General features: G+C 52.2%; 13 protein-coding genes. 5 read left to right on the top strand and 8 right to left on the bottom strand.

The features are described from left to right. Positions 1-34: 34 nt before the first annotated feature. The 3 genes from AAHB90_RS10705 (at position 35) to AAHB90_RS10715 (ending at position 8,425) form a co-directional block, all read left to right on the top strand. Positions 35-1,258, top strand: a complete 1,224-nt coding sequence (locus tag AAHB90_RS10705) for an erythromycin esterase family protein (RefSeq protein WP_342084998.1) — start codon at positions 35-37, stop codon at positions 1,256-1,258. A gap of 432 nt (positions 1,259-1,690) precedes the next feature. Then, a complete protein-coding gene (locus tag AAHB90_RS10710; RefSeq protein ID WP_342084999.1) occupies positions 1,691-7,024 on the top strand; it encodes a S8 family serine peptidase in 5,334 nt (1,777 codons plus the stop codon). An 81-nt stretch (positions 7,025-7,105) separates the two neighbouring features. Continuing rightward, a complete protein-coding gene (locus AAHB90_RS10715; RefSeq protein ID WP_342085001.1) occupies positions 7,106-8,425 on the top strand; it encodes a serine hydrolase domain-containing protein in 1,320 nt (439 codons plus the stop codon). A gap of 96 nt (positions 8,426-8,521) precedes the next feature. Here AAHB90_RS10715 and katG read toward each other — a convergent pair whose 3' ends face one another. From katG to AAHB90_RS10730, 3 genes are all read right to left on the bottom strand, one after another. After that, positions 8,522-10,795 (bottom strand): catalase/peroxidase HPI, encoded by a 2,274-nt coding sequence (gene katG, locus AAHB90_RS10720; RefSeq protein WP_342085003.1) that lies wholly within the window; start codon positions 10,793-10,795, stop codon positions 8,522-8,524. Between the two features lie 191 nt (positions 10,796-10,986). Further along, a complete protein-coding gene (locus AAHB90_RS10725) occupies positions 10,987-11,904 on the bottom strand; it encodes an SDR family oxidoreductase (protein WP_342085004.1) in 918 nt (305 codons plus the stop codon). A 57-nt stretch (positions 11,905-11,961) separates the two neighbouring features. Next, positions 11,962-12,561 carry a Crp/Fnr family transcriptional regulator gene (locus AAHB90_RS10730; RefSeq protein ID WP_342085006.1) on the bottom strand — a complete coding sequence of 200 codons (600 nt, stop codon included), beginning with the start codon at positions 12,559-12,561 and terminating at the stop codon, positions 11,962-11,964. Between the two features lie 146 nt (positions 12,562-12,707). Between AAHB90_RS10730 and AAHB90_RS10735 the strand changes: the two genes are divergently transcribed. Beyond that, positions 12,708-13,538, top strand: a complete 831-nt coding sequence (locus AAHB90_RS10735; protein ID WP_342085007.1) for an SDR family NAD(P)-dependent oxidoreductase — start codon at positions 12,708-12,710, stop codon at positions 13,536-13,538. Positions 13,539-13,639: 101 nt separating this feature from the next. On the opposite strand, the gene AAHB90_RS10740 is transcribed toward AAHB90_RS10735, so the two are convergent. Both AAHB90_RS10740 and AAHB90_RS10745 read right to left on the bottom strand, forming a co-directional pair. Beyond that, positions 13,640-14,128 (bottom strand): hypothetical protein, encoded by a 489-nt coding sequence (locus AAHB90_RS10740; protein WP_342085008.1) that lies wholly within the window; start codon positions 14,126-14,128, stop codon positions 13,640-13,642. Positions 14,129-14,210: 82 nt separating this feature from the next. Further along, the gene (locus AAHB90_RS10745) at positions 14,211-14,615 is read right to left on the bottom strand and encodes a DUF3574 domain-containing protein (protein ID WP_342085010.1); all 405 of its coding nucleotides are present in this window, start codon (positions 14,613-14,615) and stop codon (positions 14,211-14,213) included. A 199-nt stretch (positions 14,616-14,814) separates the two neighbouring features. On the opposite strand from AAHB90_RS10745, the gene AAHB90_RS10750 reads away from it, so the two are divergent. Next, on the top strand, positions 14,815-15,750 hold the full coding sequence (locus tag AAHB90_RS10750; protein WP_342085011.1) for a VOC family protein: 936 nt from the start codon (positions 14,815-14,817) through the stop codon (positions 15,748-15,750). A gap of 47 nt (positions 15,751-15,797) precedes the next feature. Here AAHB90_RS10750 and AAHB90_RS10755 read toward each other — a convergent pair whose 3' ends face one another. From AAHB90_RS10755 to AAHB90_RS10765, 3 genes are read right to left on the bottom strand one after another with little or no spacing between them, the layout of a single operon-like run. Then, complete coding sequence (locus AAHB90_RS10755) at positions 15,798-16,841, bottom strand: ferritin-like domain-containing protein (RefSeq protein WP_342085012.1); 1,044 nt, start codon at positions 16,839-16,841, stop codon at positions 15,798-15,800. Positions 16,842-16,865: 24 nt separating this feature from the next. Continuing rightward, a complete protein-coding gene (locus AAHB90_RS10760) occupies positions 16,866-18,797 on the bottom strand; it encodes a hypothetical protein (protein WP_342085013.1) in 1,932 nt (643 codons plus the stop codon). A 32-nt stretch (positions 18,798-18,829) separates the two neighbouring features. Then, on the bottom strand, positions 18,830-19,219 hold the full coding sequence (locus tag AAHB90_RS10765) for a YybH family protein (protein ID WP_342085014.1): 390 nt from the start codon (positions 19,217-19,219) through the stop codon (positions 18,830-18,832). Between the last annotated feature and the right edge of the window lie 84 nt (positions 19,220-19,303).

Consider the following 19,303-nt stretch of genomic DNA (forward strand, 5'->3'; position numbering starts at 1 on the left):
ATGCTTCTGTCGTTTTCTTTTGATCTTTTTCTGTTTGAGCGAATTCTGTTTCCCACCTCAGGTGAACGCTCAATCGGAAGATTTTATCAGCCATTTAAAGGACCAGATAGTAGTGCTGGACTCGGCCAGTCTTACAGGCGACGTTAGTGTGGGCATTATGAGTAAGGTCTTGAATAGGGAGTTTCAGGTTTTGGGAATAGGGGAGCAGTCGCATGGTACTTCGGAGTTTTTTACAGCCAGGTTGCTATTGATCAATGCCCTTGCGACGGATCGAACGCTTACTAAAATTGGGCTTGAAGCGCCAATGGCCGAGGTAGAAAAGTTGAACGACTATCTGGAAAGCGGCCGCGAAGATTTGAAGGCCATTCTGAGGTCATTCAGGTTGTACGGGTACGAATGTCAGGAGTTTGTGGATTTGGTTGAGCATGTCGGCCGGATAAGTAAAGCGCGGGGGAGCGACATCCGTTTTTTTGGTTTTGATATGCAGAGCCCATTTCAGTCGTTGCAAAATCTGCGGGAATCCGGCGTGACCAGCGACATCGCCGATTCACTGAAAAACCTTCTGCATTACTATGAACTGCTTAACAACGAGGTTTATAATCATAGTTTTAATGAAGCGGATTTCACCGAACTGAAAGTACTAAGCGATTGGGTGCTGGGTAAACTGACAACCGGTCCTCAAACTAGTGCGCTGGTCAGAAAATGCATTCGCAACTACCGGCAATTTATTTTGCTCAACGATCCCCGCTATGCACATGCGCAGGACGTACAATCGGAAATACGGGATTCTTTGATGGCAGAAAATGTGCTCGCGGAAGTGGAGGCAGGTAAAAAGTTGATCATTCTGGCCCATAATGCCCATTTGCAGCGAACCCCAAATATCTTCTCGAAAAGTGTCGGTTCATTTCTGTTGAAAAAATTGGGAAACGGCTATCAATGCATCGGGCTAACAACCGCAGGTGGTACTTACACGACCTTTACTCCGGAAGCGGGTCGCATCACCGATAAAAACAAAGTGATACGCGGCGACAGCACCAGCTTTGAATACCATTTTTCGAAAATTAGTCAGCCTGTATTCTATTTCAAAACAGCTCCATTAAAGCGGAAAGTGCAAGGTGTTCGTCTACCCGACCGGTATCGGTTGCTGGTTTACGGCCTTTCCGATAACCAGTTTTTTGACGGTAACCTTCTTGATGACTTCGACTATGTCCTTCACATCAGGCAAACGTCCGGCAATCATAGTTTCTACCTCAAATAATACCCTGTTCTTTTTATTTGCAATGATAAATTTGTATTAAACTAATATTCTGATTGGCGCAGAACGAATGCATTCATTGCCCTGAGCCATGAACTCCAAGGTTTGGCGTCACTGGTATTGAATATATCCGGCGGTTATTTTAGCAAAACTACTCGCTATTAATCTGCCCTTGTCAGCTTCCCGGTTTGCCTCCACCATCGATGGGAGCGGCTGAAAATAGTGCTTGGTCAACGAGCCTGAACAGGTGCGCGTGGCCCGTAAAAAAGGTCAAGGATCACAGTTACTTCGGACAGCATGGTACCTTGTGTTGTTTATCAAATTTTGCAAGTACTACTACTGAAAAACAAATAGTTATAAGAAGGGTGAAATGTAAGAAAAAGGGTTACATTCGATGTTCAGAAGTAAAAATGAACGCAATCATTCCTCCTTTATATGTATTTGTTGAAGTATCGCTGCGTCCTCGTAGTAGTACTACTGGTACAGCAATTAACTAACGTTACGGCCCAACAAAATAGGGCTTACAACCTCTATCTCAAAAGTGGTACAATAGCGCCTTTGCCCTCGCTTGAACTCCCTGCAAAGCATCAAAAGAGCACACTCCGGACCTCCGCTATTGATGAGGCTAAATTTGTAATAATCCAATTTTTTGATATTCCCGACGGGCCTGCGATTCGCCATCTGAATGCGGCGGGAATCACCTTGCTCGACTACATTCCCGATAATGCCTACACAGCCATGATCCACGGTCAGCCGGACAGGAACATATTACAGCTCGCCGGAGCGAGGGCTATCCTGGAACTGGAACCGCGGCAAAAGATCCAGCCCGCATTGCTGAGGCCCGATGTGCCCGCTCATGCCGTACACGAAGCCGGGAAAGTTGATGTCAGGATTAGTTATATAAAGACGATCGCCTCCGTGGACCTGGTGAGAGGCCTCGACAGTTTGCATGCCCGGTTGCTATCCGATGGCCTGAGCGCTTACCAGGTGTTAGAAGCGAGGGTGCCTATCGACGGGCTAATGGCGGTCGCAAGCATGCCCTGGGTCCAGTATATCGAGGCGGTGCCGCCGCCGGAAGAGCTGCTTAATGATAAAAGTGAAGCGGCCACGCGGGCGAGCATGCTCACATCGGCATTGCCTGGCCAACGGCAGCTCAATGGAGAGGGCGTGGTGATTGGTATCGGGGATAGTGGCAACCTGCTGGAACACATCGATGTTAGCACGAGGCTTCTCAGCTACAATCAGGAAACCACTTATTGGCACGGGGTGCACGTCGCGGGAACTGCGGCGGGCGGAGGCATTATGAATGAGAAATACAGAGGATATGCGCCAAGGGCGTCGATCGTCAAGAGGGGCACTTCTGAGATCTGGCGGCAGGCTCCCCAACTGGTGCGGGATTTCGGGATGGTGATTACCAACAATTCCTACGGTGGCAGCGTGTGCCCGGATTTTGGTGCGTATAGTTTCGACTCGTACATCCTCGACCGCCAGGCTAGCGAGCTACCCAGCTTGCAACACGTTTTTGCCGCCGGTAATAGTGGCCTGGAAGCTCCCTGTGAAGGTTTTACAGCAGGCTTTGGCAATATTATCGGCGGCAGTATCTCTGCAAAAAATGTGATCAGTACCGGACTTACCGGTACCAATGGCCTTATTCTGGTGTCATCCAGTAAGGGACCCACTCAGGATGGGCGCATCAAGCCGGAGATCATCGCGCCCGGTACATCGATCGTGTCGACACTCCCGGGTAACACTTATAAGGCAGGGACGGGAACGAGCATGGCGGCACCAGCTGTGACCGGCGGGCTTGCGCTGTTGTACCAGCGTTACAAGCAACTGAATGGCGGGAATAATCCCAAAAACATGCTGATGAAGGCTTTACTTTGCAATGGCGCCACGGATAAGGGGTTGCCAGGGCCGGATTTTACCTATGGATTTGGCGTGATGAACCTGCTGCGATCCGTCTCGATGCTCGAAAAAGGGCAGTACTTTAATGGGAAACTCGCCAATCAGGCAAAAGATGGTTACGAGATTACGGTGCCGTCGAACACGGCGCAGGTCAAGATGACGCTGTACTGGAACGATGTCGCCCCGGCGATGCTCACCGGGAAAAAAAGTCTGGTTAATGACCTGGACCTGAAAGTGGTGCGGCCGGGTAATGCCGATATACTGCCTACATTTCCCAGGGCGGCCAAACCGCTGGAAGCGGCAGCGGCCGGTGTGGATACCGTTAATAATATCGAGCAGATCGTACTGGATAACCCGGCCGCAGGGACATATGTGGTGAACGTCTCAGGCACCAAAGTGCCCAGCGGGCCACAGGAATATTTTCTCGTATACGATATCATCGAAACTTCGACTGTCCTTGCTTATCCCACCGGGGGTGAGCGTTTTACGAAAGGCGATGTATTCGATATTTCCTGGGATAGTTACGGTAATCCAAACAGCATGTTTTCCGTGTCGTACTCGCTGAATGACGGTGTGTCATGGACAAGCCTGAATGCTGCGGTGGCTGCCGGGATCAATCAGCTCAGTTGGACGGTACCGGATGCCTCCACTACGACAGCCAAAGTCCGTATTACGCAAAACAGCACCGGGGTTGTGAAGGAAAGCGCTGCATTTGCGATCATGGGTCTTCCGGTAATCACTTTGTCGGCGAACCAGTGTGAAAGTTACGCAGCGGTGCAGTGGACGGCTGTGAGCGGCGCGACCGACTATGAGGTTATGCGCTTGCAAGGGAACGAAATGCGGCCGGTGGCGATAACCAGCGAATTGAAATATACGCTAAGTGGCCTCTCGCGTGACTCGACCTATTACATTTCCGTCAGGCCGCGGAAAAACGGCGCGCCCGGCAGAAGGGCGGTGGCTGTCAGCCGGAAACCGGATTCGGGCACTTGCCAGGGAATTATTTCCGATGGCGACCTGGCTGTGGATGCGATCGTGTCCCCCTCCAGATCGGGGAGGGTGCTGACTTCCACCAGTCTTGGCGAATTCGGGGAGGTGAAGGTCCGGATCAGGAACTTCGACGATCAGCCGGTGACACAATCCTTCCAGGTCGGGTACTCCATCGGAAGCGGCGCCATTCACTGGGAAACGGTGAATACGGATATCAACGGTAACAACTACCTGGACTATACCTTCATCCAAAACATCGATTCGCGCAGCGCAGGTTCCTACCCAATTACGGTGGTGGTGAAGCTCGAAGGTGACCAGGTTGCAGCTAACAACCAGCAATCAGTGGTGATCCGACAACTTGCCAATGCGCCGGTAAGCCTTCCCTTTGCGGACGATCTCGAATCGTTGCAAAGTGTGGAAGTGAATGCTGCTACGATGGGCGTGGGCGGTACGGAAAGATATGATTTCTCCCAGGAAAGCACTCCCGGCAGGTTGCGGACCGCTGCGGGTTTGTCCTATTCAGGTACGAAGGCGTTCACCGTGGATGCCGGCAGCCTGATCGATTCGCAGTCCCCGACCTACCTCGATGCTACTTATAATCTGGCAGCCTATCAGGCCGGCAGGGACGAAATCCGTTTGTCGTTCCGGTACCGGCTCTATGCCGCGACTTCACCCACGTGGCCGCTGCGCGTATTCATACGTGCGAAAGATACCGATCCGTGGATACCGGCACTGGAAAGCAGTACTGTTCCTTATTTTACCAAAAACAACAACTACTGGCTGTTCTCATTGGATATCAGTGATGTGCTGAAACGGAACGGCAAGGATTTTTCGGCGAGCTTCCAGGTGAGATGGGAGCAGGGTTTCAAATCGCCTGCGCAAACCGATGGTTCGACGATCGACGATATCCGCCTGTACACTACCACGAGCGACCTGGAAGTAGCCGCGGTCAGCGCGCAGGCAATCCCTTCCTGCGACTCCGATGGCTATCAGGAATATAATGTGCTTATCAAAAACAACGGGACCGAGGATTGTTACCGGATTCCTTTCGACGCTTTGGTCGATGGCGAGCTTGTGCACCAGGGATATGTGCCGGTGGTCCGTGCAGGTGCCGATACACTTTTTACTTTCAGCTTTTCTTCGACAAAACACCTCGGCACTGACCGGAATATCCAGGTCGCAATCAGAAAAGCATTCGACAGGAATGCCGAGAATGATTTTTCGGAAACACTTGCGAAGGCTGCGCAAGTCATTTCCAGCTTTCCGTACCTGGAAGACTTTGAAAACGGCCAGGGCGGATGGTATTTAACCGAATCGAATGCGAAGTGGACATTTGGCAGGCCCAATACCGGTAAAGTGACGGAAGCGGCAAGCGGTAACAATGCATGGACGACCAACCTGGGAGGGGCTCGGAGTGGCGAGGTCATATCCTACCTGTATTCGCCCTGCTTCACCCTGAATGGAATGGCCCAGCCGTCGCTGAGTTTCAGCGCGTCGATCGACCTCGCGGTATGTGATGGTGGCGCCTGTGACGTTGCCTACGTGGAATATAATGTAAGCGGAAGTACGTGGATGCGCCTGGGAGGGATCAACAGCGGAACCAACTGGTACAATGCACGGCAGGAGAATGCCGATGCCTGGAATGCGCAAGACTATACCCGCTGGCATGTGGCAACCGTGCCGATACCCAACTACTTCCCGGGCGGCTACGTCCGTTTTCGTTTTGTGATAAAAAGCAAATCGGCCACCGGACGGGCTGGTATCGCGATTGACGATATCCATATTTACGATTCGCAGGCGATGGTGTACTTTAATGCGCTTGCGGATACCCCGACAGCCTCGGCCGACGTGCAGGGCAGCGACTGGGTGCCATTCAGGTTATACAATTCGCTGGTCGCGGCCATAAATCCGAACGGACAGTCACTCGGGGAGGTTTCGGTGAAGGCTTTTCTGGATAACGGCATAATGAGGATAGAGAATAGGCAATATTACCTCGGCAGAAGCTTTACCATATCGGCATCGCATTCCGATTTTGCCCAACCGGTCGGCGTGCGGCTCTACGTGACCGACGAAGAGTGCGAAAAGCTTATTTCGGCGCCAGGAAAGGTCGGGATCGTCAAACCCGGGTCGGCTTACGAGCTGGCTCTTACCAAGTATTCGGGCAGTAATGAAGATGGTGATTTAACGAATAACGGCAGCGTGGCCTGGGCCTACTATCCTAAAAGCGCCGTGAGAAAGGTGCCGTATGCGCAGGGGTATTACCTGGAATTTACGACCAAAAGTTTTTCAGAATTCTGGTTTGCCAAAGATTTCATCGGATCAGGTACGCCGTTACCCGTGCGGCTTGTCAGCTTTGCGGCCACACCCGCTGAAAACGGGACGCAGCTGCAATGGCGTACGGCCGAGGAGGAGAACGTCAGCCACTTTGAAATAGAGCGAAGTGCCGATGCAAGGTCCTGGACATCGGTACCGGGCGAAATCCCGGCGATAGGCGAGGGTGGGCACCTTTATAAAGCCTATGATGCTTCGCCCTTACCGGGTGTCAACTATTACCGGCTGAAAATGGTCGATCTCGCGGTGAACCACGCGGAACAGGCTTTTGCTTACAGCCAGATTGTTTCCGTGGATTTTGGCGCTGCCGGCAATTCCCCGGTCGTGCTGTTCCCTAACCCGGTTACCGACAAGCTCTTTATCCGGACCGGCAACAGGCGGTTTTCAAAGGTTCAGCTGCATTCGCTTTCGGGGACGCATTTGTATACTTCTGCTGAAAATCAGTCGGTGGTGGATGTGGCAAAGCTGGGTTCGGGCATGCATTGGGTTACAATTTATTATATGGATGGCTCTCAGAGCAGTCATAAGATCGTGATTGTGCATTGAGTCAAATAAACAAAAATGTGACGATCGGTTACCTGGAATTCGGTCTATATGGTTTATTTGTAAAAAAGACCATTTCCTCCCATGAAGCTCATCTTGACAGCGATCGTCGCATTTCTTTTTACACTTTCCGCATCGGCTCAGCAATTGGATATCGCCAGCCTCGACCGGCTGTTTGATTCACTCGCGGTCCATAACCAGTCAATGGCTAGCGTGCTGCTTACGCACAAGGGAAAGAGGGTATATGAGCGGGCGATCGGCTACGCGGTGGTCGATAGTGCCCACAGCGTTAAAGCGACGCCTGATACCCGCTACCGCATCGGGTCCATCACCAAGACGTTCACGGCGACGATGATCATGCAGTTAGTGGAAGAGAATAAACTGACTTTGGATACCCGTCTCGACAAATATTTTCCCACCATCCCCAATGCCGGCCAGGTCACGATCGAAATGATGCTACGCCATCGGAGCGGTATTTACAACTTTACTGACGAAGATGCGTACTGGAAATCGAATACCCAGCCGCGGACCCGCGCCGAAATGCTGGCGATTTTTGAAAAACATGCACCTGCATTTACACCGGACGCACAATCCACTTACAGCAATACCAACTACGTGCTGCTCGGCTATATGATCGAAGATATTACCCGAAAAAGTTACGAAAGGAACCTGCAAGAACGCATTCTGTCGCGCGTAGGTCTGAAAAACACACGGTTCGGCGGAAAGATCGAGTCGGCAAAAGGAGAGGCTTATTCCTACTCGTTTGGAAAGCGCTGGGAAAAAGACAAAGAGAGCGATCTGAGCCAGCCAGCCGCGGCAGGTGCCATTGTTTCTACGCCGCGCGACGTTACGGCGTTCATGGAAGCACTTTTTGAGCACAAGCTGGTGTCACAGAAAAGCCTGGGCGAAATGACAAGGATCGTAGATGTATTTGGTATAGGCCTGATGCCAATTCCTTTTGATGAGAAAAAAGGCTTTGGCCACACTGGCGGCATCGACGGATTTCGGTCATTGACCGCGTACTTCCCCGGCGATAGCCTGGCTGCCACCGTATTTTCCAATGGCGCGGACTACTCGCTGAACGACATGCTGATTGCGATGCTCCGCACCCATTACAAGTTGCCGGTCACGATCCCTGATTTCAAAGCAATGCAGCTGAGTCTTGAGGAGCTGGAAAGATATGTGGGCGAGTACGTGAGCCAGCAGATTCCTGTCCGGATGACTATCAGCCACTCCAACAACAGGCTGTATGGCAAGCCCGGTGACCAGCCGGCTTTTCGGCTGATGCCCGTGAAAAAGGACGTATTCAAGTATGATGCGGCGGATTTAACGATGGAATTCCGGCCGGATGCAAAGGAACTGACCATTACGCAGGATGGACAAGCCCTTCTGTTTACTAAGTGATTCGTTCTCAGCGAACGCTGGTGCTTTTTTCCAAAAACTAAAAAAGCCAGCCAGGAATTACCTGGCCGGCTTTTGTTCACGGTGAATGAATGCGGATCAGACCAGGTCAAACCGGTCGAGGTCCATCACTTTGTTCCATGCGGCAACAAAGTCTTTGACAAACTTCTCACCCGAATCGGAGCTGCCATATATTTCGGCGATGGCCCTGAGCTCCGCATGCGAGCCGAATACGAGGTCGGCCCGGGTAGCGGTCCATTTGGGCTGGCCCGTAGCACGGTCGCTTCCCAGATAAGTTTCCCTGTCTGGCCCCATGGCTTTCCATGAAGTGTTCATATCGAGCAGGTTAACGAAGAAGTCGTTGGTCAGTACGCCAGGGCGCTGGGTAAATACGCCGTTTTTGGAGCCGTCAAAATTGATATTCAATACCCGCAAACCACCGAGCAGGACAGTCATTTCCGGCGCGGTGAGCGTCAATAGCTGGGCTTTATCGATCAGCAACGCTTCCGTCGGTACGCTGGATTTTGTTCCACGGTAACTGCGGAAACCATCCGCGATCGGTTCCAGGTAGCCTACCGATTCCACATCGGTTTGCTCCTGCAAGGCATCGGTACGTCCGGCCGTGAAAGGAACGGTAATGGCATGTCCGGCATCCTGGGCGGCTTTTTCCACGCCGGCAGCACCTGCGAGTACGATCAGGTCGGCGAGCGAAATCTTCTTGCCAGTCGACTGCGCGCCGTTGAATTCCTGTTGAATGCTTTCCAGCGTGCGCAGTACTTTTTGCAGCTGCACGGGGTTGTTCACCTGCCAGTCTTTCTGCGGAGCAAGGCGAATACGTGCACCGTTTGCACCGCCGCGCTTGTCAGAACCCCGGAACGTCGAAGCCGAAGCCCAGGCTGTCGAAACCAGCTCCGAAACGCTCAGTCCGGACGCCAGAATGTTGGATTTCAGGCCAGCGATATCGTTTTCATTCACCAGTTCGTGATCCACTGCCGGAACGGGGTCTTGCCAGATCAGGACTTCCGCAGGTACATCCGCGCCCAGGTAGCGGGCACGTGGGCCCATGTCACGGTGCGTCAGCTTGAACCATGCCCGGGCAAATGCATCGGCGAATGCGTCAGGGTTTTCCAGGAAATGCCTTGAAATTTTTTCATATTCCGGGTCGAAGCGCAGTGAAAGGTCCGTTGTCAGCATCGTAGGACGGTGCTTTTTGGAACTGTCGTAAGCGTCGGGGATGATTTCGCCCGCATCTTTGGCTACCCATTGGTGCGCTCCGCCGGGGCTTTTGGTAAGCTCCCATTCGAATGCAAACAGGTTTTCGAAGAAATTGTTGCTCCATTTGGTTGGCGTGGTTGTCCAGATCACTTCCAGACCGCTAGTGATCGTATCAGCTCCTTTACCTGAACCGAAGCTGTTGTTCCAGCCCAATCCCTGGTGTTCCAGATCTGCGCCTTCGGGCTCGGCACCCACGTGGTCGGAAGGGGCTGCGCCGTGGGTTTTTCCAAAACTATGGCCGCCAGCGATCAACGCCACGGTTTCTTCATCGTTCATAGCCATTCTGCCGAACGTGTCGCGGATATCCTTGGCAGCGGCGACAGGGTCGGGGTTGCCGTCCGGGCCCTCGGGGTTTACGTAGATGAGGCCCATGTGCGCTGCACCAAGCGGTTCTTCGAGGTGGCGGGAGTGGATGTTGCCGTCCGCATTTTCGTCCGAAGGTATTACTGCGTGGTCATCAGGCCCTGGCTTGCCGTTGGCATAGCGACGGTCGTTACCGAGCCAGGTCGTTTCCGAACCCCAGTATACGTCTTCATCGGCTTCCCACACATCCGCACGCCCGCCGGCGAAACCGAATGTTTTGAAGCCCATCGATTCGAGGGCAATATTTCCGGCCAGGATCAGCAAATCGGCCCATGAAATCTTGTTACCGTATTTTTGTTTGATAGGCCAAAGCAAACGACGCGCCTTGTCAAGGCTGACGTTGTCGGGCCAGCTGTTGAGTGGGGCAAACCGCTGCTGACCAGAGCCGCCGCCTCCGCGTCCGTCGAACACGCGGTAGGTTCCCGCGCTGTGCCATGCCATGCGGATGAACAATGGCCCGTAATGCCCGAAGTCAGCCGGCCACCAGTCCTGGGAATCGGTCATGAGCGCGTGAAGATCAGCTTTGACAGCTTCCAGATCGAGACTTTTGAACGCTTCTGCGTAGTCGAATTGCTCGCCCATCGGATTGGACAGGGACGAATGCTGGCGCAGGATGTTCAGTTTTAGCTGGTTTGGCCACCAATCCCGGTTCCTGGTACCGCCGCCGCCTACGTTGTGATTCATAGTCCCGTTGTGAAAAGGACATTTGCTAATGTCGTTTGATCCGTTTTCCATTACGATAAGTTCAAGTGTTAAACCATTTGCCTGCTTCTGGTATTTATGCAGCGGGATAAAGGTATAATACTGAAATTTATTGTCAAAATCGATTAATTCTATGATTCGATAGTGAAAATCTATTTCAGCGCAGTGTCAGTCCGTTGCGGGTTAAAGGCTTGGTGAAACACCTGAACTTTTCGAAATGTGGTTCAACGAAAGCTGTCCGGCTGGTCCGCTGTGAGATACCCGGCCGTGGCAATGTCGGTCAGCAGCTCAGGCCCGGTTGGTTGCCAACCGAGCGCCTCGCGGGTTTTTTCGCTCGACGCGACACAGCCTATGGCAGCAAAATGTTCGAACCAGGTGAAATGTGCCGCGGCGGCTGCGCCGGTTTTGCTTACCACGGGAAGTTCCAGGCCCGTCCCGATCGCTTTCGCGATGTCCCTGAAGAGAATGCCCTCCTCCGCTACCGCGTGCAGTACTTTCAATGCCGGACGTTTCTCGATGATCAGTCGGTACAGCACGGCCGCATCGAGGCGGTGTATTGCCGGCCACCGGTTGCCACCTTCGCCTATGTAAGCTGATTCGCCCCTTTCTTTGGTGATGTCAATGATCATAGGCACAAAACCGTGATCGCCCGCGCCATGTACGCTGGGAGGCAGCCGTACCAGGTACACGTCCACACCTTCCGCTGCGACCGCATTCGCCGCCTCGTCGGTGGCGGCCCGCGGGATCGCATCCGACTTCGCATTCAATACGTCGTCTTCGGTAACCGGCCTGTCGTAGCGCAAAAGACCCATTCCGGTGGTGACCACCAACGGTTTCCCTGAACCTTTCAGTGCCTCGCCCAGCGTTTCGATCACTTTACGGTCGGCTTCGCAGTTCGCCTTGAATTGAGAGAAATCGTGGTTAAAAGCGGTGTGAATGACGGCTTCGGAATCCGCTGCACAGCGGCGGAGCAATTCCGGATCGTTCACATCTCCCCGAACCGGCGTTGCGCCGGCTAGTTCCAGCTGTTCGACTGCATGCTCAGAGCGTACGAGCCCGAGCACTTCATGACCATTTTTTAACAGTTCCTGTACAATGGCGGAGCCTACAAATCCGGAGGCCCCTGTTACAAATACACGCATGTTGGTTTCAGTTTTTGTTTGATGCAAAATTGAAACCCCGCCCATGGGTAAACAAGGTCATTTGTCCATAATTCCGGCCTCGCGCAGCAGCTGCGCGTGACGTATGCGTGTGAGGGTTTTCAGGGACATGCCTAGGTAGGCGGCTATCATCCGGAGCGGCAATCGCGCCAGGTAATCGGGATAGGCGTTCACGAAATCGGCATAACGCTCCTCCGGCGTGCCGCTCAGGATTGTCAGGATGCGGTTACGGTTGTGGTAGATGGCGCGGGAAATGAGCCGTTCCGAAAACCGTTTGAGTTCGGGAACATCTTTGAGCAATTTGTCGAAATCAGGTTTGGTCCAGAGCAAAACCGTGCTTCGTTCGACCGCTTCGATATTGATTAGCGACGGAATTTGCATGTCGTAGCTTTCCACATCCAGCGTCCAGGTATTCTCGGGCGAAAAATGGAGGATATGCTCATTGCCATCCGGTTTGATATGGTAGGTCCGTAAAAGGCCATGAACGATGAATATTTTATGGCGGCATATTTCTCCTGCATTCAGGAGCACTTCATTTTTGTGCAATCGCCGCAAAGTGGCCATACCGCTGATCTGCCTTACGGTGTCGGCGGGCAGATCAGTTTGGGAGGCCAGATAATTTTCGAATTCGGTATGCATTTACCAAAGTTAGAAAAAATCCCGGCCATCTGTTTTTAAGTAAATCAGGCAACGGCCCTGGTTTTGCTCCGGTTCCCTGCTTACCTTAGGCGCCATAGAGGTCGGCAGTTCCGGCCGTATTACCCCGATATCGTCCATTTGATTCAATGCATAAAACAGCACTGATTACCGGGCCCACATCGGGTATCGGCCGCGTTACCGCCCTCGAACTTGCACGCAGGGGCTATGATCTGATACTCGTGGCCCGCAACGAGGCAAAAGCCCGCCAGCTGCAACTGGAAATAGGGAATGATGTGAGCACGGGTTTTATCCAATGCGACCTTTCCAGCATGGCGTCCGTCAAACACGCGGTGGAAGAGATCACCGCCAACTATCCGCAAATTGACTTGCTGATCAACAACGCCGGACTCATTGTGCAGCATCGGCAGACCACCGCCGAGGGCATCGAACTGACGTTCGCTACCAACCATCTGGGACCTTTTCTATTGACGACAGGGCTAGTCGGTCTGCTCAAAGCAGCTGACTCCGCGCGAGTAGTGAACCTGGCCTCGGCAGCGCATTTCCTCGCGTTCAGGTATCAGACGGCCAAGCTCGCCAATCCGCCGCATTACCATGATCTGTTGATTTACAGTCGCTCAAAACTGGCCAATATCCTCTTTTCCAATGAATTTTCGGAGCGGCTGGCGCCATTTGGCATTACCTCTAATGCAGTGCACCCGGGTACGGTTTCGAGCAGTTTCGGTGGTGAGGGCGACGGGGCCACCTCCTGGTTCATGAAATCTTTCAAATCATTTTTCCGTACGCCTGAACAGGCGGCGGCAGGCATTATCCACGTAGCCACGGCACCCGAGCTGAATAATGTCACAGGACGTTATTTTGCCAACTCCAAACCCGCCCGGTCGTCGGCAAAGGCTAAAAGCAGGGTGCTGGCAAGGGAGTTATGGGAGTTTTCCGAAGCGCTGATCAATGATCAGTGACACGAACGAAAGTGTAAAATACTTAGGCATAATCGGCAGGATATCAATCATAAACCCCGGAGTTAGTGTTCCGGGGTTTTACTTGGTTAATAACTTTGGTTCTATTCGCTCGACGGTATTCCACTTGTTTGTGTTGCCAGATTCCGGTAGTTTCCCGTCACGCCCGTGTGGTTTTTTGTGTTCCTGGGCGAAGAACCGCTTCCTTCTTTTAATACCATATCAGGTTCGGTGTGATTCTTCCGGCGAAGTGCAATGGCTTCTCTGGAAAACAGCATCGAATTATTGTCTTCCCGGTCCGAGTACCGGCCCACGTCGTTCGCATTCTCATGCGTGGCGCCTCCCGGCCGGTTACTGCCATCGTTTTCACTACTTTTCTGAGCTACCTGGTCGGTGGGATTGGGCTTGTCCGACTTGTTTTCCTGCCCCTTGCCGGCGCTTTTTTCCTCGCTTTTCGGAGTAGGCGTTTTTATCCCTTGTCCGGAACCCTTCGTTGTTTTTGATTTGTCGGTCGAACTGGTCGTGCTTTGGGCGTATGAGACTGTCCCTGCGCAGCACAAGGCCATCACCGCGGTGATCATTAGTTTTTTCATAATGCTATCGATTAGTTGTTGAATCCGTACAGTGACGATGGGTAAAAATTATGCCAGCAACCGGCAGTATTTTCCTGATCATTCAGGGAGCCTTATTGATAAATTTTACTTTGGATTTTATATCGGTACGTAACACGCTTTGCTGATGGAACCTGCGGAGATAGCGTTGCGCGATGCTGTCGAGTGCAGCGCTTCTAGCCTTGGTTTTTTTGCCAAAAAAAGTGACGACTTTGGTTGGTTCGGTGATCGTTTGTTTGGTATCGGTATCTTTCCAGCGGCCATTGGCATCCCATTCCGTGTAGCCTTCGGGGAAATAATTGCTGATGACGCTGTCGCTGAAATTCTTCCATTGCTGCTCGCTCACCGTTCCACCGCCTCCCGGAATATCCCTGCCGAAATAGAGATCTGTTCGCTGGTAGCCTGCGCAGGAGGCAAAGGCCAGACAACCAGCGATCGCCCATTTTTGAAGTCGTTTGGAGTTTGTCATTGCTTAGGTTGAATGCGGTGGTAATAATCAATAGCAATTTAATGCAGCCGTCTGCTTGCTACAAGGTACTACAATCAAAAGGGATGTCGAAATAAATTGACAGACCGAAACAGAACAACGGTTTCAAATCGACCAATTTCTTACTTTTACCATACCGCCATCAGAACATCCGTTAGAATCTCACTTAAATCAAATGATCATGCAAAAAATCGTCCCGCATTTATGGTTTGATAAGGAAGCTGCGGAAGCGGCAGCGTTTTACGCGTCGGTATTTCCCGAATCGAGGGTTACCAGCATCACGAGGATGGAAGACACGCCTTCGGGCGACGCCGATATGGTCATATTCGAGCTCTGGAACCAGAAATTCATGGCGATCAGCGCCGGTCCGATTTTCAAACCCAATCCATCGATATCCTTCATGGTGAATTTCGATCCGCTGTTTTTTGGCGGCTCGCCCGATCCCGCGCAAGCTGCGCGCGAAAAAATTGACTTTGTCTGGGACAAACTCTCAGAAGGGGGGAATGTGCTGATGCCCATCGATCAATATCCATTCAGCCAGCGGTATGGTTGGATTCAGGACAAGTACGGAGTTTCTTGGCAGCTGATCCTTACCAATCCGGAAGGAGAGCCCCGACCGCCGATTATTACCTCGCTGATGTTTGTGGGAGACCAATGCGGAAAAGCGGAGGAGGCCATTAATTTCTATTGCTCGGTTTTCAAAAACGCTAAACTGGGCTCGATACACCGGTATCCGGAAGGTATGGCGCCGGATAAACCCGGTACGATCATGTTCGCGGATTTCAAACTCGAAGATTCCTGGTTTACGGCCATGGACAGCGCCCATGAGCACAAGTTCAATTTTAATGAGGGTGTTTCGATAGTTGTCAACTGCGAGGACCAGGCGGAACTCGATTATTTTACCCAAAAGATGTCGGCGGTCCCCGAAGCCGAGCAATGCGGGTGGATTAAGGATAAATTCGGGGTGTCGTGGCAAATCACTCCCGCAGAGCTGGAAGAACTGATGGTCAACGGCACGCAAGAGCAGATTAACCGGATTACCCAGGCGTTATTGCCCATGAAAAGGCTCGAAATAGCGCCTTTGATCAAAGCTTTTGAAGAGAGTAAGCTATTTTAAAAGGTCGGCGGTGCATTGGCGCGCCGCCGACCTCATTTGGGAGCACCTTAACTTCCGGCCGGAACGATAAACTCGAACGAAGGGCCGATCGTATAACCGGCTTTGCCAGGGAAGGGCGTCGCGCAAAGTTTCTGGGCGGTCAGTTTGAGATCGTACATAACGCCCACCGTGCTGTCGAGCATTTCGGGATGGCCGTTGAACGTAGTGTGAAGGCCGGCAAGCAGGGAATAGTAGCTCGTGTTGAATTCGTTCATCCTGTTCAGTTCCTCACTGCCGGCAGGTAGCATGCTGGTTTTGGTGTTGGGAAACAATGGAAAAACATCTTCGGGCGTAAACGGGATGTCGGGACCTGAGAAGGAGTAGCCGTTTGGTGCTGCATCGTTTTTAATCAGTCTTTTACCTTTGTACAGCTCTTCAAAACGGTAGTAATGCGCCAACTCGTCTTCCTGATCAACCGGGGAGGTGGAAGTTCCTTCGCCTTGCTCGATGATGATATTGATCGCATCGATCGCGTTCTGTTTGGTATAAATAGGGAAAAGTTCGTCCGAAGGGAAGAACGACGACGTGACCTGCTTGCTTTTTTCGCCCGGCAGATCATTGGGCGCCAGGTCGTCTATTTTCTTCTGGACAGCCTGGTAAAACTGGCCTATCGTGCTGAATGTGGGTAATTCTACCAGGCTTACCGATTTGAAAACCAATGGATTCTCCGGCTCTTCAATCTCCATAAACACATTTTTGACGACATCCGTCGAGTATTTTTCCAACCCCACGATCAGCCCGTTGCCAATGCCCATAGGCAGAGGTCCCGGGTATTCGGGCACAAAATCGTTTTTGTCGATCTTCGGCTTACCGCCCAGGGCATTCAGGATATTGGCCGCGATGGTCATGTGCAGCATTTCCTCGATCACAATCGAATGGATGATCTGCCGCTGCACCAGGTTTGTACCGGGTTTGAGCGAAAACATGGCCGTCAGGTAAGGAGGGATAGTCGAATGTTCCAGCTCGATCGCTTTTTGAAGCAGCGGATAGAGCTCTTCGATGGCATTGGCGGTCAATGCCTTCTCAATATATGTTGAATCTATTTGTAGCATGGTGAAGAAATTTTTAACCGTAAATCACAGATTTTCGAACAAATCGTCGGTGGCCGCAAAGCCCGGGAACGAACCGTTTTTCGCCTTGACGGCCTCCCGGTACCGGGCTTGCTTGTCGGTCAGGACTGTTCCCGGAGCAGCCGGATTGGCTGTTTTCGCCTCCCTGGCCTCGGTTTTCAATACACTTCTCTGACCGGTTTGCGGGTTGTTGAGCCAGTTCAAGATGGTTTTCCGCTTGGTATCCGATAAGTCGCGGGTGACGGGCATGTGCATCGTGTCGTTCATACCACGCGAGAATGCGAAAATCAGGATATTCTTTTTCTCTGCCAGCGCCAGCGGGTCGGCCAGGTTCACGACATACTTGCTCATGATCGGGTACAGGTTGCTGTACTGGACCATCATCTCCGAAATATCGTCCCAGACCGGGTTCGCGATTTCTTCAAAATAGTCGCGCAGGTGTACTACGAGTTGTTCTGTACCAAATGCCGGGTCAACGGTTGCAGTCTGATAGGTAATAAAATAGATCTGCCCGTCGATGTAAACTCGCGGACTGTAAATGGAATTACCGGATAGCCGCAGTTGCGCTTTGCCTTGCGGGTTGGTCGAGATCTGCCCGTTGAACGACAGGCCGTCGGCCGGGAAATTGTTTCCGTAAAGTTCAGAGATCGGGTTTTGAGGGCCGACGGGCGTATCAGGAGTAGCAGGGTCGAGCGTAGCCGTGATGCTGGCACTCGGAAGCAGGTTTCCCCATTGATACGCGTAAAAATCGACGTCGACCGATTGGCCGTAATCCAGGCGCTGGATGAAATTGTCCGCCCTGGCCACAAGGCCGTCGATCGCCTCCCGCGCGATTACCGCATATTGCCCCGGCTGGCTCGCCGACGGTGAGACGAGTATGAGCTGGTTGTTACTCAATGCCGATATCGTTGCGTCCGGCAGATTATTGAACGAAACGATCCCGCCCGTCTGGTTCAGCCAGTTAGGGTCGGACTGGTAATCCAATGGCCCAACTTCAATAAAATCGTCGGGGCTGACGTAAGAAGTCGGGGTCTGGCGACTTGCCACAAAGGTTTGCGGCACTTTGCTGACAGCCAGGCGCAAATCCTGCTTGTAGTTAATCGTTCCGATCGAATCGGAAACGGGGAAGCTCGCACCGAAATCGACACTGACGCGTCTGGCACCGGGCTCGACCAGGAAATTGGAAATGCTGAAATACGTGCCGCGGGCGCTGGGCGTGTAATTAATGCCATACAACCTGCGCGCTGCCGCAAAAGTAAGTGGTTCGCCCTCGAAATACGGCCCGATGGAACCGATGATCCTGCCCAGCGAAAACCGCCCGTCGTTATGGCTGTAATAATAGCCGAACGGGTTCATATTAATAGCCAGGGTGTTGTTTTGCGTCGTGGAGCGCAATGTTTTCAGAAATGTGGAGTTTTCGGCCGCCTTGCCCCATTCAACGTTGGTAATCACCGAGGTCCAACTGGCTCCCAATGGCTGCCCGTTGCTTTTGCCGCCGTCGAGTTGCCTCATTTGGAGGTCCCGGAACGAGGTGGTAGTAATGTCGCCTTTGAAAAGCAGGTCGCCATTAGTAGTGCAAATACGCAGCTGGACGCACCATAATGCGGAATACATCTGGGCATCGGGGTCCAGATCGACCATCTTGCCGGTCGGGCGACCTTCGGCACCTACAACAGCCTGGCCTATGATGATGTCGTCGTATTGAGAAGTCTGTGTGGTGCCATCCGGCAGGAAGATCTGTTTGACCGAACAGTTTTGAAAATCGAAAACCGCACCTCCTTCCGGGTTCCACCAGCCGTTGGTAGCACCCTGGCCGGGTTCCTGGAAGTTGGGTTGGAAAGTGGCATTGTTGTAGTGGGCCGTGTCGTTGTTGACCGTACTGACATCGGACAGGAAATCACCCGTGAACACGAGCCTTGGCGCATGAAGATAAGACATGATGCTTTAAGTTATTGTGAAGATAAGACTCTTTAAGCGGCTGTATTCCAGATAATGAAATGTTGCAGCCATGCTCCATTGTACTTCTTGTAGATCCAAAGCATTCTTCCCGTTTCGGACGCTTTTTCGCCTGTTTTTTTGTCGGTGGTAGCTTGGTGGTAAATCGCCCATTCGTATGCAAGGTCGTTCCGGATCTCAATATCCTGCGATTCGTAGGAGATCTGGATGTAGAAAGCATCGAACCAGGAACGCAGAAAGTCCACACCGCCTGCCCTGGTGTTGATTACCGGCGAACCGGGAGCGATAACCGTGATATCGTCGGCCAGGATCGCGGTCATCATATCCAGGTTGCCGGTGTTTTCGGCTTCCTGAACGATCAGCCGCAGTTTTTCAATTTGTTGCAAGTCGTCTGTTAAGTTCATGGAGATTAAGTCTGTTTGAAGGATCAAGTAACCGAGCTTTGCTTTTTTACTTACTTATCGTCCCTATTTGTAGAATTAGTTATT

The organism is Dyadobacter sp. OTU695 (assembly GCF_038440355.1).
Classification (GTDB): Bacteria; Bacteroidota; Bacteroidia; order Cytophagales; family Spirosomataceae; genus Dyadobacter.

What these genes read in the sequence shown, in the direction of transcription:
- AAHB90_RS10710 (WP_342084999.1), top strand. Translation starts at nt 1,691, where the DNA reads ATGTATTTGTTGAAGTATCGCTGCGTCCTCGTAGTAGTACTACTGGTA.
- AAHB90_RS10715 (WP_342085001.1), top strand. Translation starts at nt 7,106, where the DNA reads ATGAAGCTCATCTTGACAGCGATCGTCGCATTTCTTTTTACACTTTCC.
- katG (WP_342085003.1), bottom strand. Translation starts at nt 10,795, where the DNA reads ATGGAAAACGGATCAAACGACATTAGCAAATGTCCTTTTCACAACGGG.
- AAHB90_RS10725 (WP_342085004.1), bottom strand. Translation starts at nt 11,904, where the DNA reads ATGCGTGTATTTGTAACAGGGGCCTCCGGATTTGTAGGCTCCGCCATT.
- AAHB90_RS10730 (WP_342085006.1), bottom strand. Translation starts at nt 12,561, where the DNA reads ATGCATACCGAATTCGAAAATTATCTGGCCTCCCAAACTGATCTGCCC.
- AAHB90_RS10735 (WP_342085007.1), top strand. Translation starts at nt 12,708, where the DNA reads ATGCATAAAACAGCACTGATTACCGGGCCCACATCGGGTATCGGCCGC.
- AAHB90_RS10740 (WP_342085008.1), bottom strand. Translation starts at nt 14,128, where the DNA reads ATGAAAAAACTAATGATCACCGCGGTGATGGCCTTGTGCTGCGCAGGG.
- AAHB90_RS10745 (WP_342085010.1), bottom strand. Translation starts at nt 14,615, where the DNA reads ATGACAAACTCCAAACGACTTCAAAAATGGGCGATCGCTGGTTGTCTG.
- AAHB90_RS10750 (WP_342085011.1), top strand. Translation starts at nt 14,815, where the DNA reads ATGCAAAAAATCGTCCCGCATTTATGGTTTGATAAGGAAGCTGCGGAA.
- AAHB90_RS10755 (WP_342085012.1), bottom strand. Translation starts at nt 16,841, where the DNA reads ATGCTACAAATAGATTCAACATATATTGAGAAGGCATTGACCGCCAAT.
- AAHB90_RS10760 (WP_342085013.1), bottom strand. Translation starts at nt 18,797, where the DNA reads ATGTCTTATCTTCATGCGCCAAGGCTCGTGTTCACGGGTGATTTCCTG.
- AAHB90_RS10765 (WP_342085014.1), bottom strand. Translation starts at nt 19,219, where the DNA reads ATGAACTTAACAGACGACTTGCAACAAATTGAAAAACTGCGGCTGATC.